This is a genomic window from Acinetobacter sp. YH12239, assembly GCF_013417635.1.
Classification (GTDB): domain Bacteria; phylum Pseudomonadota; class Gammaproteobacteria; order Pseudomonadales; family Moraxellaceae; genus Acinetobacter.
The window spans coordinates 14,523-30,101 of the sequence record NZ_VPDP01000003.1 but is presented as its reverse complement, the minus strand read 5'-3'; the positions used below and the strand labels follow the sequence as shown (position 1 = coordinate 30,101).

General features: G+C 38.1%; 17 protein-coding genes. 12 read left to right on the top strand and 5 right to left on the bottom strand.

The genetic code is table 11. The annotated features are described in order from the left end of the window. The first annotated feature begins 37 nt into the window (after nt 1–37). The 11 genes from gspL to FTV17_RS04280 all read left to right on the top strand — a co-directional run bounded on the left by gspL (nt 38) and on the right by FTV17_RS04280 (nt 11,044). Nucleotides 38–1,180, top strand: a complete 1,143-nt coding sequence (gspL, locus tag FTV17_RS04330; protein WP_179998324.1) for a type II secretion system protein GspL — start codon at nt 38–40, stop codon at nt 1,178–1,180. Continuing rightward, nucleotides 1,180–1,659: a type II secretion system protein GspM gene (gspM, locus tag FTV17_RS04325; RefSeq protein ID WP_179998323.1), complete on the top strand. Its 480-nt coding sequence runs from the start codon at nt 1,180–1,182 to the stop codon at nt 1,657–1,659. The genes gspL and gspM overlap by 1 nt, the downstream gene beginning before the upstream one ends. 88 nt (nt 1,660–1,747) lie before the next feature. Beyond that, entirely contained in the window at nt 1,748–2,752 is a 1,005-nt protein-coding gene (locus FTV17_RS04320; protein WP_179998322.1) for a quinone-dependent dihydroorotate dehydrogenase, read from the top strand. 3 nt (nt 2,753–2,755) lie between these two features. After that, complete coding sequence (locus tag FTV17_RS04315; protein ID WP_179998321.1) at nt 2,756–3,340, top strand: CvpA family protein; 585 nt, start codon at nt 2,756–2,758, stop codon at nt 3,338–3,340. Between the two features lie 24 nt (nt 3,341–3,364). Then, on the top strand, nt 3,365–4,903 hold the full coding sequence (purF, locus tag FTV17_RS04310) for an amidophosphoribosyltransferase (RefSeq protein ID WP_179998320.1): 1,539 nt from the start codon (nt 3,365–3,367) through the stop codon (nt 4,901–4,903). Between the two features lie 84 nt (nt 4,904–4,987). Further along, nucleotides 4,988–6,877, top strand: a complete 1,890-nt coding sequence (locus tag FTV17_RS04305) for a M48 family metalloprotease (RefSeq protein ID WP_179998319.1) — start codon at nt 4,988–4,990, stop codon at nt 6,875–6,877. A gap of 106 nt (nt 6,878–6,983) precedes the next feature. Then, nucleotides 6,984–7,712, top strand: a complete 729-nt coding sequence (locus tag FTV17_RS04300; RefSeq protein WP_179998318.1) for a hypothetical protein — start codon at nt 6,984–6,986, stop codon at nt 7,710–7,712. Nucleotides 7,713–7,741: 29 nt separating this feature from the next. After that, complete coding sequence (locus FTV17_RS04295) at nt 7,742–8,701, top strand: D-glycerate dehydrogenase (RefSeq protein ID WP_179998317.1); 960 nt, start codon at nt 7,742–7,744, stop codon at nt 8,699–8,701. Nucleotides 8,702–8,797: 96 nt separating this feature from the next. Next, nucleotides 8,798–10,237 (top strand): M48 family metalloprotease, encoded by a 1,440-nt coding sequence (locus FTV17_RS04290; protein WP_373687184.1) that lies wholly within the window; start codon nt 8,798–8,800, stop codon nt 10,235–10,237. Between the two features lie 9 nt (nt 10,238–10,246). Continuing rightward, nucleotides 10,247–10,618, top strand: a complete 372-nt coding sequence (locus FTV17_RS04285) for a GFA family protein (protein WP_179998315.1) — start codon at nt 10,247–10,249, stop codon at nt 10,616–10,618. Between the two features lie 63 nt (nt 10,619–10,681). After that, entirely contained in the window at nt 10,682–11,044 is a 363-nt protein-coding gene (locus FTV17_RS04280) for a hypothetical protein (RefSeq protein WP_179998314.1), read from the top strand. Between the two features lie 113 nt (nt 11,045–11,157). On the opposite strand, the gene FTV17_RS04275 is transcribed toward FTV17_RS04280, so the two are convergent. Beyond that, the gene (locus FTV17_RS04275; protein WP_035268744.1) at nt 11,158–11,604 is read right to left on the bottom strand and encodes a GatB/YqeY domain-containing protein; all 447 of its coding nucleotides are present in this window, start codon (nt 11,602–11,604) and stop codon (nt 11,158–11,160) included. 33 nt (nt 11,605–11,637) lie between these two features. Beyond that, on the bottom strand, nt 11,638–11,853 hold the full coding sequence (gene rpsU / locus FTV17_RS04270; RefSeq protein ID WP_001136722.1) for a 30S ribosomal protein S21: 216 nt from the start codon (nt 11,851–11,853) through the stop codon (nt 11,638–11,640). A gap of 144 nt (nt 11,854–11,997) precedes the next feature. On the opposite strand from rpsU, the gene tsaD reads away from it, so the two are divergent. Further along, nucleotides 11,998–13,014, top strand: a complete 1,017-nt coding sequence (gene tsaD, locus FTV17_RS04265; RefSeq protein ID WP_179998313.1) for a tRNA (adenosine(37)-N6)-threonylcarbamoyltransferase complex transferase subunit TsaD — start codon at nt 11,998–12,000, stop codon at nt 13,012–13,014. Nucleotides 13,015–13,061: 47 nt separating this feature from the next. On the opposite strand, the gene FTV17_RS04260 is transcribed toward tsaD, so the two are convergent. The 3 genes from FTV17_RS04260 to FTV17_RS04250 all read right to left on the bottom strand — a co-directional run bounded on the left by FTV17_RS04260 (nt 13,062) and on the right by FTV17_RS04250 (nt 15,396). Next, on the bottom strand, nt 13,062–14,009 hold the full coding sequence (locus tag FTV17_RS04260) for an aldo/keto reductase (protein ID WP_179998312.1): 948 nt from the start codon (nt 14,007–14,009) through the stop codon (nt 13,062–13,064). A 152-nt stretch (nt 14,010–14,161) separates the two neighbouring features. Then, nucleotides 14,162–14,689, bottom strand: a complete 528-nt coding sequence (locus FTV17_RS04255) for an Ail/Lom family outer membrane beta-barrel protein (RefSeq protein WP_179998311.1) — start codon at nt 14,687–14,689, stop codon at nt 14,162–14,164. Between the two features lie 152 nt (nt 14,690–14,841). Beyond that, entirely contained in the window at nt 14,842–15,396 is a 555-nt protein-coding gene (locus FTV17_RS04250; RefSeq protein ID WP_179998310.1) for a DUF4385 domain-containing protein, read from the bottom strand. Nucleotides 15,397–15,579 lie beyond the last annotated feature (183 nt).

Genomic DNA, 15,579 nt, shown 5'->3' with positions numbered 1-15,579 from the left:
ATAAGTGTTTAATGAATAAAACGGCAGAATAAAATTAATGTTGTATTTATGGATGCCAGTGTCGAATGGGGTTTGGCTCTGGTCAAATGGTGAAAATTGGAATTCATCAACAACGCTAGAAGAGTTGATTCAAGATACTCAGCCGTATCATGGACAAGAAGCTGTTGTATTCTTTTCAAGCCATGATGTGCAAATTATTCAACAGAATATGCCCAAAGCACAATTCAAGCAAATTGGAAGCGAAGGCACTAAATATTTACTTGAAGAATATACCATTCACTCCATTGATCAGATGAAAGTGCTTACTCAATTTGAGGCACCAGATCAGTTGTCAGTAATGGGGATTAGTCAATACCAAGTTCAAACAATGCAACATGCTCTGAACTTGATTCCGGTGAAAGTGGTTGCGCTATTACCCGATTTTTTGGTCTTACCAGTGCCAGAACAGGGGCAAACTATTTTAGCCAATATTCATGGGCATTTATTGGCGAGAGCAGGATCAAATCAAGGTTTTGCGATTGATGATTTAGCATTGTTTTTAAATTTACTGCCAAAGCCTATACATATTTTGCATGATCGTTTAAATGATGATCAGATGATGAGTTTGATTCATGCAACGGAACAAAATGAGCGGGAAAGCTTTAATTATGTATTTAAAGCTGAAAAAAAATTAAAGAATCATCCATTCAATGTTTTGCCTAAAGCAAAAAACACAGAGGGTAGAATCTCAGACTATTGGAAAGCATGCGCAGCACTGCTTGTGGGTTTGCTTGTAGTGCAATTCAGTTATGATCTGGTACGTTGGGTAAAGTTAAAAAAAGTATCTGATCAAACGGCTTTGGTTGCGGTAGAGCAATATCAATCTTGGTTTGGACCCAATAGTCGTCTCAATGAGCAAAATTTGCGAAGCCAATTTGAAAGTAATTTGCGGATGAGTAAACCTGCAAATACTGAGGTCTTACAGTTAATCAGCCGTGTAGGTCCGATTTTAATGCAACATCAAATTATCGCAAATCGTGTTTCTTATGAAGCATCTGGTTTAAGTATGGATTTGGTGGCGGACTCATCCGAAAAATTACAAAATCTAATTCAACAAATGAATCAGCAAGGCTTCAAAGCTGAACTTGGGAATGTGCAAACTCAGGATAAAATGGTCGTTGGTTTGGTGAAAGTACAATAATGAAAACTTTAGAAAAATTTCAAAATCAATTTGATCAATTATTTGAAAAGCTTGATGACTATTTATCGTCATTGAGTGTGCGTGAGCGTATCCTTGTCATCGCTGCAACGATTATCGTTGTCATCGCATCAATTGGATCTGCTTTGTGGAAAATGCACGAAGTAGCAGATAATCAGCAAAAAAGATTGAATGAACTGAAAGACACATTGGTGTGGATGCAATCCAATGTGGTGACAATGAAATCTTCAACAGATTTAAGCCTAACACCTTCGGATAAAATTCAGCGTGTGGCACAACAAGCAGGATTATCTGTGGTCACACAACCAAGCGATAATAAATTGATGATCAGTGCTGAGCATGAAAACTACGCGATCCTCGCAAATTTTCTTACCCAATTGGTTCAAATGGGTTTAAGTGTTGAAAAATTGGAACTTATTAAGTCTGGAGCTGCGATTAAATTAACAGCATCAGTACAGTAAGTGGTGAAAATAAACCTATGACAGGCATAGCCTTTTGGGCATACTCGGCCTATAATGTGGCAACTTAAAAAACCGCAGTTTTTGAGATATGTTATATTCGCTTGCTCGTCCATTTCTATTTTCGTTGGCGCCTGAGCGTGCACATGATTTGACATTATCAATGCTTAAATCGACATACAAGTTTGGCATAATGCGTCAAAAAATAGATCCAAAGCCAGTGACTTGTATGGGTATTCAATTTCCAAACCCAGTTGGTTTGGCTGCAGGTTTAGATAAAAATGGTGCATATATTGATGCACTTGCGAGTTTAGGTTTTGGTTTTATCGAAATTGGAACCATTACCCCTCGACCTCAATCTGGAAATCCTCAACCGCGTCTATTCCGCCTTCCAGAGGCTCAAGCGATTATTAATCGTATGGGTTTTAATAATGATGGTGTAGATCAGCTGATTGAGAATGTTAAGGCAGCAAATTATAAAGGTGTATTAGGCATCAATATCGGTAAGAACGCCGATACAGCAGTTGAAGATGCTGTAACTGATTATCTAATTTGTTTAGAAAAAGTTTATAATTACGCGTCTTATATTACTGTTAATATTTCATCTCCGAATACTAAGAACTTACGTAGTTTACAAAGTGGGCATGCATTAACAGAACTTCTTGAAACTTTAAAAAATCGTCAACTTGAACTTGCTGAACAATATCAACACTATGTTCCACTGGTATTAAAGGTTGCTCCAGATTTAACTGAGTCAGATGTTGAATTTATTGCATCTCAATTAATTCAATTTAAAATTGATGGTCTGATTGTGACCAATACGACTTTGTCACGTGAGGGTGTAGAAAATTTAGCGCATGGTGATGAAGCAGGTGGTTTATCTGGTGCGCCTGTATTTGAAAAAAGTACACAATGTCTATCTGCATTTTCAAAATTACTTCAAGGTCAAATCCCATTGATTGGTGTTGGTGGTATTCTTAGTGGTGATCAAGCCGCGACCAAACAGCAATCGGGTGCGCAATTGGTTCAAATTTACAGTGGTCTAATTTATACAGGGCCAAAACTGATTAAAGATTGCGTACAAGCTATGACCTAATCTATGAATACCATCGATATCTTTATACTGATTATTCTGCTCATTGGAGGGCTTAACGGTTTGCGTCAAGGATTCGTTAAAGCCTTTGCGAACTTGGTAGGATGGATTTTTGCACTCATTATGGGTGCAAAATTTGCGGGTCAAATTGCGCCTTCAATGTCCGCACTCAGTCAAGATCCAGTGGTTCAAAAAATAGCGGCATTTGCTTTTATTGTTCTGATTATTGTTGTTTTGACTTGGATCGTCACTGCAATATTAAATCGGTTGCTGAAAAGCTTAAAGCTTGGTCCATTAAATCGATTGGCAGGTGGTGCATTTGGCACCTTGAAAGGTCTCTTAATCGTCCTCATTACTATGCAAGGGATTGGTTCATTTGTAGAGAGCTCTCCACATTGGAAACAATCTAAGTTTATTCAAACTTTATTGCCTTACGCACCTTTAGCGACTGAGTACACCAAAGAGACAGCGTCAAAAGCTTTAAGTCATATGAAATCAGAAGAATCGAATCAATCATCAGATTCTTCTCGTCAATCATCTTCTGAACAAGATGATTCGTCATCTCATTCAACGAATAATCCTTTTTATTAATCCTAGCTTGTCTGCGAGGTTGCTATGTGTGGAGTTGTTGGTATAGCTGGTAAATCACCTGTTAACCAAATGTTGTTTGATGCATTAACGATGTTACAACATCGTGGACAAGATGCTGCAGGGATTGTGACATGCCATAATGGTCGTCTCTTTTTGAGAAAAGACAATGGCATGGTGCGTGATGTATTTCATACACGTCATATGCGTGCATTGTTAGGTAATTACGGAATCGGTCATGTGCGTTATCCAACAGCTGGCTCATCGAGTAGCGCTGAAGCACAACCATTTTACGTAAACTCTCCTTATGGTATTACCTTAGCGCACAACGGTAATTTAACCAATGCTGAAGAGATTCATGATGATCTGTTTAAAACAGATTTACGTCACATGAATACTGATTCAGATTCAGAAGTATTATTAAACGTCTTTGCACATGAGTTGCAAAAACGCGGCAAACTTACACCGACTGCGGATGATATTTTCCATGTAGTCACTCGTGTTCATGAGCGTTGTAAAGGTGGTTATGCTGTTGTTGCGATGATCACTGGTCATGGTTTGGTTGGTTTCCGTGATCCAAATGGTATTCGTCCTTTAATTTTAGGATCGCGTGATACCGATGAAGGTGTTGAATATATTCTTGCTTCCGAATCAGTTGCTTTAACAGCGCTTGGTTTTAAAGTTGAACGTGATGTGATGCCAGGTGAAGCAATTTTTATTGATGATGCGGGTAATCTATTCACGAAGCAATGTGCGGCTAACCCACACCATAGCCCATGTATTTTTGAGTATGTTTATTTTGCTCGTCCAGATGCCATCATTGACGGAATTTCGGTATACAAAGCACGTTTGAAAATGGGTGAGAAGTTAGCGCAGAAAATCCTGCGTGAATGGAGCGAGGAGCATGACATTGATGTTGTCATTCCTATTCCAGATACTTCGCGTACATCTGCCTTAGAACTTGCAAATACACTCGGTGTGAAGTTCCGTGAAGGTTTCATGAAAAACCGTTATATCGGTCGTACCTTCATTATGCCGGGTCAGCAGTTGCGTAAAAAGTCTGTACGTCAAAAGCTAAATCCAGTTGAATTGGAGTTTAAAGATAAGAACGTTTTGCTTGTAGATGACTCGATTGTGCGTGGTACAACGTGTAATGAGATTATTCAAATGGCACGTGATGCTGGTGCTAAAAAAGTTTTCTTTGCATCTGCTGCACCAATGGTGAAATACCCGAATGTCTACGGTATTGATATGCCAGTTAAAAACGAATTAATTGCTTCAAATCGTGATGTTGAAGAAATTCGTGAAATGATTGGTGCTGATCGTTTGATTTTCCAAGATTTGGAAGATTTAAAGCAAGCTGTTCGTACGAAAAAAGTACCTGAGTTAACTGACTTTGATTGCTCAGTATTTGACGGTATTTACGTTGCGGGTAACATTGATGAGTCGTATCTCGATGGTTTAGAGCGCAAGCGTAATGACTCTGCCAAGAAAACCAAAGATGGTTATATCGATCTAAATATTGATGCAGCCTCAGTTGATCTGAGTGGTATTAAAGAAAATTAATTTATAGTTTTCTATTTGAAAAAGCGGGTATTTCCCGCTTTTTTAATTTATGATCACAACACAATGTAATGAGGAAATTTTACATTGAAAGATGTGAGTGGTTACTTAATTAAAAACAAAAATATGCTGTGGTCATTAAGTGTATGTTTAATTGTTATTGTGCTCGCAATTATCATTTTAAACACGACGCTCGGATTGTTGGTTCATTATATTGATCCTTCTGAGTCCATTTGGTGGCATTTTCTCAGTCCATATATGATGGTGCTATTGATTAGCATTATTGGTGGTTCTGTCGTTTATGAGTTTTATGTCTTCCGCTCTGGTGGTCATACGCTCGCAAAACAATTGAAAGCACGACAACTCACTTTTATTGAAAGTACTCCAGAAGAAAGTACAGCGCTTAGGCTTGCTGAAAAATTAGCACATCGTTTCTCAATTGATACACCTACACTCTATGTCTTACCCGATGAAATAGGGGTTAATGCACTGACTGCGGGTTTTCATCCCAAAGATACTGTAATTATTCTAACTTGGGGGGCGCTACAAAATCTTGATGAGTTAGAGCTTTATGGATTGTTGGGTCATGAATTCCATAAAATTTTATCGGGTGAAACTCGAGAAAATACTCGTCTTAAAATTTTATACAGTGGGTTAATTACCTTTAGCCAATGGGGCAGCAAAATCGCGAAGCAGGGATTTCGACGTAATCGGGATCAATTGAGAGATAGTTTGGAAACAACTTTTGTGGCGATCGGTGGAGTCATATGGTTAATTGGTAGTTTAGGCGTCTTTATTACGCGTCTGATGAAATATATCACTTTGGGTAGTCGAACATTGTATAACGATGCAATGACAAGACGATTATTGAGTAGTAATGCTAATATTCAAACCTTATTGAGAATCTATGTTCATCACGCAGGATCACAGATTCATAGTGAATATTCTGAAGCTATTTCTCATATGTGCTTTGCTAACTCACTTAGTCCTCAAAGTTGGTTGAATATCCAACCTTGTATTCAAGATCGTATATATGAATTAAATCCGAATTTACTTGAGGATATTCAATTAGAAAATTTACAAAAATTACGCAATCAACCACTATTTAGTTTAATGCGTTCTTTAGAAGAATCGATTGCTGAAGAATATAATCCATGGATGTCACCACAGCCACTTCCATTATTAAGATTATCACCGATCAGCTTTGCAATTAAGGATGCCATCAAACCCTTAAATAGTGAAGTTAGACAGCAGATGAAACGTCCAGAACTCATTCAAAGGGCTTTGCAAACTTCGACTGGTTCGCGTGAAGTGATGGTGGCGATTTTAATGATTCGGCAATACCGTGAATTTATTCCTTCTGATGCGCCTGTAAGTCGTGCAATTGTCGACTCACTGTTAAATATAGATGGACGAGTGCATATTCAAATTTTTCATGAGGCATGTAGGCAATTGGGAAATATGCCTGCTACAAGTGCACGTCAGTTCATTACTAAATTGGCTAAAATTATTCAAGAAGATGGTGAAATTGGGCTTTTGGATGCTTTACTGATTGAAAAGGTGAAGTCTCAACTGGATTTATTGCCAATACATCGTCCAACCTCAATTGAGGATGCTAAGCCGCAAATTGTTAGGCTAATAGATGCGTTATTACATGTTCAGCAGTTAAATACTGCTAATCAGCTTGAAGTTAGAACCCAAATCTTAGAACGAATTTTAACTCGTGATGAAATTGAGTTTTATGAAGAAATTTCAGATGAACCTATCGACTTAGGTGAAATTCTCAATGATATTGCTGGATTGTTGTTGAGAGATCGGTTGAGTATTTTGGGTGTTGCTGAATTATGTTTATGGAATGATCGAATCATTACACAAGATGAGTTGGATGTACTTGAATTATTATATTGGCGACTTGGATTTGAAAGTGATGAAATTGTGGATCAAATGCATAAGAAAAACAGCGTCATTATTGTTTAGCTATCAATGCATTCTGAATTTAAAAGCAGCAAGGATATTAATGTGTCAGAAATGAAATTAAGTTATGATTGTTTGCGGATTAAAAGTTCAGTAAAAGATTAAAAAAGTGGGTAGAATACCCAGCCCTCATGCCAGTCCATCTGTAATGAATGTGAATATGTTAGAGCATCAAAGAAGCCTCTTAGCTGTGATGGGAATCGATATATGGATTCCACAAAATACGGCACAAACACGTCATTACAAACCTTCCTTATATCGCGATCAAGTTGAAGAAAATCATCCAACAGATGTATCTTTTCCTGAATTTGCGCAAGCTCAATCAGAACAGTTCATCACAAAACCAGCTTCACAAGCTGAACAGCTAAATAAAGATGACTCTTCGCTTCAGTTAAAAAGTAATCCAGACGGTGTGCAGCTTCCTCGAGAGTCTGTGGAAAATTACAAACAGTCTCAAGATGAGGTTGTTGAGCGTCAACCGCTTGTACTCGATGCTTTTGAAATTCAAGCGATGATCACTCAAACACATACTATTCTGCTAGATGCTACAGCGCTCACCACAGAACAAGAAAACTTATGGATGAATATCCAGCGTAGTGTGAGTTCGCAGTTTTACGATTTAAAATGGCCATTTAATTTCGCACAATTCCAAGATGGAAGAGGTGCTGAAGTATTTATACAGGGTTTTATCGATGCATTATCTGTTGATAAAAAAATATTGAGCTTAGGGTTTTTGCCGCATATATCGACGACGCAGCATATGCAGATTGCAAGTTTACAAGACATGATTGAGCAGCCATTGTTAAAACGTCGCTTGTGGAACTTAATTAAAAATTAAATCGATACTGGATCTAAAGAGGGAGTTTTATGAAAAAAAAGGTTGTGGTATTTAGTCAGATAGATCCAAAAATATTAAGTCAATTAGAATCGAAATATCAGGTTGCTCAAATAAATCCGAAACAGGGTGACATAAATGAGCAACTTTTAAGAGAAATTGCAGATGCAGATGGGATGATAGGCGCTGGACGTCGTTTAAATCAAGATAACTTGAAGACTGCAAAAAAACTTAAAATTATTTCGTCGGTCAGTGTGGGCTATGATAATTACGACGTTGAATATTTAAAACAACAGGGTATTTGGTTGACCAATACGCCTCATGTGTTGACAGAGACGACTGCTGATTTGGCTTTTACCTTATTGATGAGTGCGGCTCGTAAAGTGACACATTTAGATTCTTGGACAAAGCATGGACATTGGACGCGTACCGCTGGTGTTGCACAATTTGGTCAAGATGTTTATGGGAAAACGCTCGGTATCATTGGCTTAGGTCATATCGGTGCTGCGATAGCTCGACGTGGTTTTTATGGATTTAATATGAATATTCAATACCATAATCGAAAACCATGTATAGAGCGAGCTGAGCCTTTAAAGGCGAAATATTGTGATCTTGATACCTTACTTTCAACGTCTGATTTTATCGTCATTGCAGTCGATTTAAATGAACAATCGAAGGCGTTAATCGGTCAAGCTCAATTTGAGAAAATGCAAAAACATGCTGTGTTTGTGAATATTGCCAGAGGATCAGTTGTTGATGAGTCGGCCTTGATTGAGGCGCTTGAAAATCACAAAATTTTTGCTGCTGGTTTAGATGTTTATCAGAAAGAGCCGCTTCAAGAATCACGGTTGTTTCAATTGGAAAATGTCGTGACATTGCCGCATGTAGGTTCGGCGACAGCAGAAACCAGAATGAAAATGGCAAATCTTGCTTATGATAATCTGGTAAAAGCCTTAGATGGGGATGAGCCTCAATATATTGTGAATAAATAAAGTCTTATGAGCGTGATAATAAACGTAACAGTTCATCATTAATCTTCACATTATTCAGTGTTATAGTCGATGGAGTACACGTTTAGGAATACAGGTTTGAAGAAGATCATTTTGGCTTTATTGATAGCGAGTTCGAGTTTTTCAGCGGCGGCTGATGAACTCTACAATGCCAATAAAATTCAATTTGAAGTGCCTGATATTAATAGTGGTGTTGGATTTATCGATCAACAAAAAGAGAAAATGATCGGTGAAAAAGTCTATCGTCAAGTACAGCAGCAACTTCCAGTGTTAAACAATGTTTGGTTGGAAGATCAATTTATGGCTGTATTCCGAAAAATTATTGCGCAAACACAGTTAGGTCAACCAATTGCCTTGGTGATTGTAAACGATTCACAAATTAATGCCTTTGCTGTACCTGGCGGTTTATTTGCATTGAATAGTGGGTTAATTACGTCTGCAAAGAACATGGATGAAGTTGCGGGTGTGGTTGCTCATGAGGTAGCACACGTTTCGCAAAGACACTACAGCCGTTCTCAAGAGGCTTTTAAAGGGCAGGGATTGCTTGCACTCGCTGGTATCATTGTGGGTGCTGCAATTGCATCACAAGCTGATGGTAATGCGGGTGCTGCACTGATGATGGGAACGCAGGCTGCATTGGTGGATCGACAGTTAAGTTATAGCCGTAATCAAGAGCGTGAAGCAGACCGTATTGGAATGCAATTGATGTATCGTGCCGGATATAACCCGTACAGTATGTCTGAGTTTTTTGAAACCATGAATCGTGCGACTCCAAAAATTAGTTATCTTCCTGATTTTTGGTTAACACATCCTTTGACTACTCAGCGTATGAGCGAGGCTCGATTACGAGCAGATCAACTTCCTAAAGTTCCGTATAGCAACACACTCTCTGAGTTTGATCAGATCAAGTGGTATACCGCAGTTGTGACCAATCAAACCAATGAGGAACAGTTAAAGGGAGTGGTGAGAGCAAATGCATTGGCTGGAAGAATTGCACTGTCTGCTTTTTATTTAAAGCGAGGAGATTTTGATCTAGCACAAAAAGAAATTGAGGTTGCTAAGAAAATCCAGCCAAATCATCAGCTTATCGCGCTTATTCAAGCAGATATCTACTTGGCGACCAATCAATTTGATTCTGCGCAGGAAACGATATTGGTGCGTCAACGAATAACGCCTGAAAATCGTGCTTTAAGTTATAAATTAGCTGAAATTTATATTCGACAGGGAAATTTTGTTGCTGCTGAAAGGTTGGCGAATAAATTTATCCAAATCAATAATCGTGATACGCGAGCATGGTTCATCCGACAACAAGCGGCAAATTTAGATATTAAAAATCCTTTACGTACTGTAAATGTATTGCGATATCGGGCTGAAGTTGAATATTGGAAGGGAGCGGAAGAGAATGCGATTCGCTCACTCATTCATGCTCAGCGTTTAGCCAAGGAAAATAACTCTATGAGTGCAGTCATCAATCAAAGGCTGCGGATGATGCAGGATGAGCGTCAACAAAAATTATAAGAGGTTTAAATGATAAAAGGTCAATGCTTATGTGGGAAGGTGCAATATATTTATCATGGTGATCTTGAGAAAAGTATTTTGTGCTATTGCAAGCACTGTCAGTTGGCTCAAGGCAGTTTTGCTGCATGGAATAGCCCGATCCCGCTTGAAAACTTCGAGTTAATTTCTGGTGAAGATGTGCTTAAGTCTTATTTTCATACCGAGTTAAAGGCAAGAGTATTTTGTGGTGAATGTGGAAGTCCTTTATATTCACATCGGCTTGATTTACCAGGCGTTATACGTTTAAGGCTCGGTTCTGTTGTTCAAGGGAAAATACCGCCACCTTATGAAGAGTTTTTTCAGGAATACAAACCTAACTTTATTGAAACTATTCATTCTTAATGGTTAGATTGTTTTAGAATGATGAATGAATAAATATTTTAAATTATGTGATTGAATCTAATAATGAAATTGCCACTATCTTTTATGATGTTGTTTGGGGTAGGTGTGTTAACCCATGCGGAAACACTTCCTGTTAAATTTACTCAAGAAATTGAAGTTGTATCGCAAAAATATAATGCCGATATGAGGCATTTTCTAAAAACACTAGCGCCAAATACAACACATTTTAGCGTTGATCAGACTCAAAGATATTGTGTCATTGTTGGAACTTATGTCGATGGCTTTTATCAGGTGGTGGATAAATATCGAAAGGATTTACCATTTTCCTACTCTAGAATGAATAAGCAGGATGTTGTTGTGAAAGTGAAGCAATCGAAAGAAATGCAGATTTTACAAAGATATAATATTCAATGTGAGCTTAAATAATCAGAAAGTGAAAAACTAAAAAGTATTGTTGTAATAATATCGGGGATACGTGATTTAGACTGGACTATTTAATGACATTATTAAATAGACCAAATCAAACATAATACGAAAACTTAAGAAAGTTGAGCTTTAATTTTACTCGAAACTTGTGCAGGATCGGCACGTCCGGCTATGATCGGACGTAGAGAATTCATCACCTTACCCATATCTTTCATGCTAGTAGCTTGTTGCGCAGCAATCGTTTGCGCAATAATTGAATCAAGTTCTTCCTCAGTCATAGCTGCTGGTAGAAATTGAGATAAAACCTCAACCTCGGCTTGTTCCTTACTAGCTAAGTCTTGTCGATTAGCGCTTTCAAAAGCTTTAATCGATTCTTTACGTTGCTTGATTTGTTTTTCAATGACCGCGAGAACTCGACTATCATCTAGTTCTACGCGTTCATCGACTTCGATTTGCTTAATTGCTGCTTGGAGACTACGAATCACCGTTAACTTATCCATTTCTTTAGCACGCATTGTTGCTTTCAAAACGTCAGTAATTTGGTTTTTTAAAGTAGTCATTTATATATCCGAGCAGTCAATCACAAATTAATCTTAGTAAAGGCGAGTAGTACGTACTGATTCACGCGCCAATTTCTTTTGGTAGCGTTTAACAGCAGCAGCTTTTTTGCGCTTACGTTCTTGAGTTGGTTTCTCGTAGAATTCACGTTTACGAACGTCAGCTAAAACACCCGCTTTTTCGCATGAACGTTTGAAACGACGGATAGCTACGTCTACTGGTTCGCCTTCTTTCAATTTAACTTGTGGCATGAAGAATCCTCTAGTTTATGGATAAGACTAAGCGCCGAATTGCGCTGAGTCACAAGTGAAGGTCAGTATTTTACTCATTTACATCTCATATCACAAGTCTATAATAGCTTTAGCAATATTTTGAAATGGGTTAAAGGCAATTTAATGATCGTTTTAGGCTTAGAAACGTCGTGTGATGAAACTGGTCTCGCACTCTATGACAGTGAAGTCGGCTTAAGAGGACAGGTGTTATATAGTCAGATTAAATTGCATGCTGAATATGGTGGAGTGGTACCTGAATTGGCATCCCGCGATCATGTTCGTAAATTAATTCCTTTAATCAATCAATTGCTTGAAGAAAGTCAAATCAAAAAATCTGAGATTGATGCGGTGGCTTATACACGTGGTCCAGGCCTAATGGGTGCACTCATGACTGGAGCATTATTTGGTCGTACGCTTGCATTTGCGTTAAATAAACCAGCGATTGGTGTGCATCATATGGAAGGGCATATGTTGGCGCCTCTTTTATCAGCTACTCCACCGGAATTTCCGTTTGTCGCTTTGTTGGTCTCGGGTGGGCATACACAATTAATGGCGGCATATGATATTGGACATTATGAAATCTTAGGTGAATCGATCGATGATGCAGCGGGTGAAGCATTCGATAAAGTTGCTAAGATGATGGGGCTGCCTTATCCAGGTGGTCCAAATATCTCTAAACTTGCTGAACAAGGTGATGCCACTGCTTTTGAATTTCCACGTCCTATGTTGCATCAAGGTTTGGAATTTTCATTTAGTGGCTTAAAAACAGCGGTTTCTGTCCAAATGAAAAAATTAGGTGATGAAAACCGAGACGCTGATATTGCTGCGAGTTTTCAAGAGGCTATTGTTGATACATTGGTCAAAAAATCAGTTAAAGCATTAAAACAAACTGGTCTTAAGCGTTTGGTGATTGCTGGTGGTGTGAGTGCCAATAAGCGTCTTCGTGAACGTCTTGAAGCAGATTTAGCTAAAATAAAAGCTCAAGTATATTATGCTGAACCAACTTTATGTACGGATAATGGCGCCATGATTGCTTTTGCTGGATATCAACGTTTAAAAGCGGGACAGCATGATGGCTTAGCCGTGACGACGACGCCACGTTGGCCGATGACGGAACTCAAAAAACCTACTGAAGCATAAATGTTTGGTCACGAGAAAAAAGAGGCTTATAGCCTCTTTTTTTATATTTACATTACTGAAAGAATTTGCATGTCTTCTGGTGAGAGTTGAAGATTCACTGCATTTGAAAATTGGGTAATTTGTTCAAGATTTGTTGCACTGGCGATTGGTGCTGAAATATGCTTTTGCGCAAGTAGCCAAGCCAAAGCTACTTCAGCAGGTGCCGCATTGTGGCGCGATGCCACTTCTCTGAGCTTATCTAAAAGGTTTAAGCCTCGCTCATCAAAATATTTTACAAGCGTATCTGCACGTTGACGCCCTTGAATATTGTCTAAGGACGAATATTTCCCAGATAGAAATCCACTAGCCAGACTATAAAAACTTACGACACCAATTTGATGGCGTTCACAAATGGGTTGCAGTGTTTGTTCAAATACATCGCGATCGTAAAGATTATATTCAGGTTGAAGTACCTGATAATGTTGCACACCAATCTTTTGTGCAGCTTGAATAGAAGCCTCTAATTGATCAGCTGAAAAATTAGAAGTGCCATAGGCGCGAATTTTTCCTTGATCTTTGAGCTTTGAAAATGCTGATAATGTTTCCTCATGAGGTGTGTTTTCATCAGGCCAGTGTGCAAAATAAAGATCAATATAATCTGTTTTCAAACGGCTTAGAGAGTCTTCAACTGCTTGCATAATCCATTGTTCAGATAAACCTTGATGGCCAGGAATCCCCATATCTAAACCGACTTTAGTAAATAGCACGATGTCTTCACGTTTACTTGGATTTTGTTTTAACCAATTACCAATGATTGTTTCTGACTCGCCACCATGATTGCCTGGTGCCCAAATGGAATAGAAGTCTGCTGTATCAATGGTGTTAAATCCACGCTCATACAGTGAATCTAAAATTTTGAAACTTTGTTTTTCATCAACCGTCCAACCGAATACATTTCCTCCGAACACGATGGGAGCGATGAATAAATCAGTTTGTCCAAGTTTTCTTTTTTGCATGAACATCCTATGTAGAATAATACGACTTATTCTAGCTATACAGGATTCGTCTATTTCTCGCTATCCAAATAATGTATAAACATTATCCAATGATTTTGACAAAAAAAGAGGCTAAAAGCCTCTTTTTTAATTCTCTATGTATTCAAGCAGAATCAGAAACGATAACCTGCGCTGATGTTGAACCCATCAAATTTAGCCCCATCAACTTTAGTACCTTCATAACCGATATTGATCGCATATTGCGGAGCAGGATTAATATTAATACCAACACCATATGCAAATGCTGTTTCACTTAGATCCATGTTTTCGTATATGTTCAAGGCGCGATATGAACTTTCAACTTTTGAATGCGCGATCCCGACAACACCATAAACACTGAAATTCTCATTAAGACGATAAGCAGGGCCTGCTAGCAAAGAAAAATGCTTTACATCTGTATCTTGGCGTTCACCTGGTTCAATCCAAGTTTCATCACCAGTTTGATACGACATTGTTGCCATAACGCTTAAAGGAGTCTCGAGTTCATAGCGATATTGAGCGTGAACACCACGAATATCAAAGGCATTTTCAATTTCAGACTGAGCATAACCCAATGAAACGGTATGTTGTTGGGCAAAAGTTGTCGTTGTTAAAGTGGTCATCGAGAGGATTAAACCCAATTTAAAAAATTTAGTTATCATGGCGCATGCTCATTATTTGTGATTTATTTATCTTTAAATGCAAAAAATGGTGATCATTTTTTGGTAAATGCTATTTTACTTTCTATTTTTCTATTGTAAATAAAAATTAAAGAAATAGTTTTGTTTGTATTATAAATGGTGTGAGAATGTATTTATTGACTCGCAATTAAGTTTTTAAATCGTTCTTTTAATGCAATATAGTGAGAATGCTGTTTAGCTTCATCCCATTTCACTTTAAAAATTCGTGCTGCTGCAGCCTTAATTAGGTCCTCTTGTTGGCGTGGTAGTTCTTCACGCCCGTGAGCACCACTTAAACCTTTTTTGTCATTAGGTACAGGACCTTTATATTTTTTTCCACCTTTATAGTTGGCATAACGTCTCGCTCGGGTATAACCCATTTGTAAAAATTTACGAGCCATATCTGCACCGACAAAATCATCGACTGCTAAATATTCAAGAAAGAGTTGATAAATCTTATTAGAACTCTCTCTAGCTTTATCTTCATCTGCAAATTTCCAAAAAGGCAGAATTTCAGATTTGTAGGGTTCGACGAGTAATACACCCTGTTCACCACGACCAATTCGATAGAGTTCCGGTCTCTCTCTGAAATTAATTTTTTTAAAGTCCAAAGAGTAGTCAAAACTTTGAGAATAAACACGAGTGCTTCTATGTGAGATGGTATCAAGGTCGTTATGATTGCGAGTCATCACGTTCTCTTTTGTACTTTTAAAAAATATATTAGGTGATCTGAAATGAAAAACGATTATAGAATTGTGAGTGATATTTTAAAAATGTGATTAGTTGTTTTAAAGAGATGCGCTAAACACGCCGAAAGATTGAAATTGAACTGTACGAGAAATCAAAACAACGAATTAGGCTATGGACGATAG

What these genes read in the sequence shown, in the direction of transcription:
- FTV17_RS04320 (WP_179998322.1), top strand. Translation starts at nt 1,748, where the DNA reads ATGTTATATTCGCTTGCTCGTCCATTTCTATTTTCGTTGGCGCCTGAG.
- FTV17_RS04295 (WP_179998317.1), top strand. Translation starts at nt 7,742, where the DNA reads ATGAAAAAAAAGGTTGTGGTATTTAGTCAGATAGATCCAAAAATATTA.
- FTV17_RS04260 (WP_179998312.1), bottom strand. Translation starts at nt 14,009, where the DNA reads ATGCAAAAAAGAAAACTTGGACAAACTGATTTATTCATCGCTCCCATC.
- FTV17_RS04280 (WP_179998314.1), top strand. Translation starts at nt 10,682, where the DNA reads ATGAAATTGCCACTATCTTTTATGATGTTGTTTGGGGTAGGTGTGTTA.
- FTV17_RS04315 (WP_179998321.1), top strand. Translation starts at nt 2,756, where the DNA reads ATGAATACCATCGATATCTTTATACTGATTATTCTGCTCATTGGAGGG.
- FTV17_RS04285 (WP_179998315.1), top strand. Translation starts at nt 10,247, where the DNA reads ATGATAAAAGGTCAATGCTTATGTGGGAAGGTGCAATATATTTATCAT.
- FTV17_RS04275 (WP_035268744.1), bottom strand. Translation starts at nt 11,604, where the DNA reads ATGACTACTTTAAAAAACCAAATTACTGACGTTTTGAAAGCAACAATG.
- rpsU (WP_001136722.1), bottom strand. Translation starts at nt 11,853, where the DNA reads ATGCCACAAGTTAAATTGAAAGAAGGCGAACCAGTAGACGTAGCTATC.
- gspL (WP_179998324.1), top strand. Translation starts at nt 38, where the DNA reads ATGTTGTATTTATGGATGCCAGTGTCGAATGGGGTTTGGCTCTGGTCA.
- FTV17_RS04250 (WP_179998310.1), bottom strand. Translation starts at nt 15,396, where the DNA reads ATGACTCGCAATCATAACGACCTTGATACCATCTCACATAGAAGCACT.
- purF (WP_179998320.1), top strand. Translation starts at nt 3,365, where the DNA reads ATGTGTGGAGTTGTTGGTATAGCTGGTAAATCACCTGTTAACCAAATG.
- tsaD (WP_179998313.1), top strand. Translation starts at nt 11,998, where the DNA reads ATGATCGTTTTAGGCTTAGAAACGTCGTGTGATGAAACTGGTCTCGCA.
- gspM (WP_179998323.1), top strand. Translation starts at nt 1,180, where the DNA reads ATGAAAACTTTAGAAAAATTTCAAAATCAATTTGATCAATTATTTGAA.
- FTV17_RS04255 (WP_179998311.1), bottom strand. Translation starts at nt 14,689, where the DNA reads ATGATAACTAAATTTTTTAAATTGGGTTTAATCCTCTCGATGACCACT.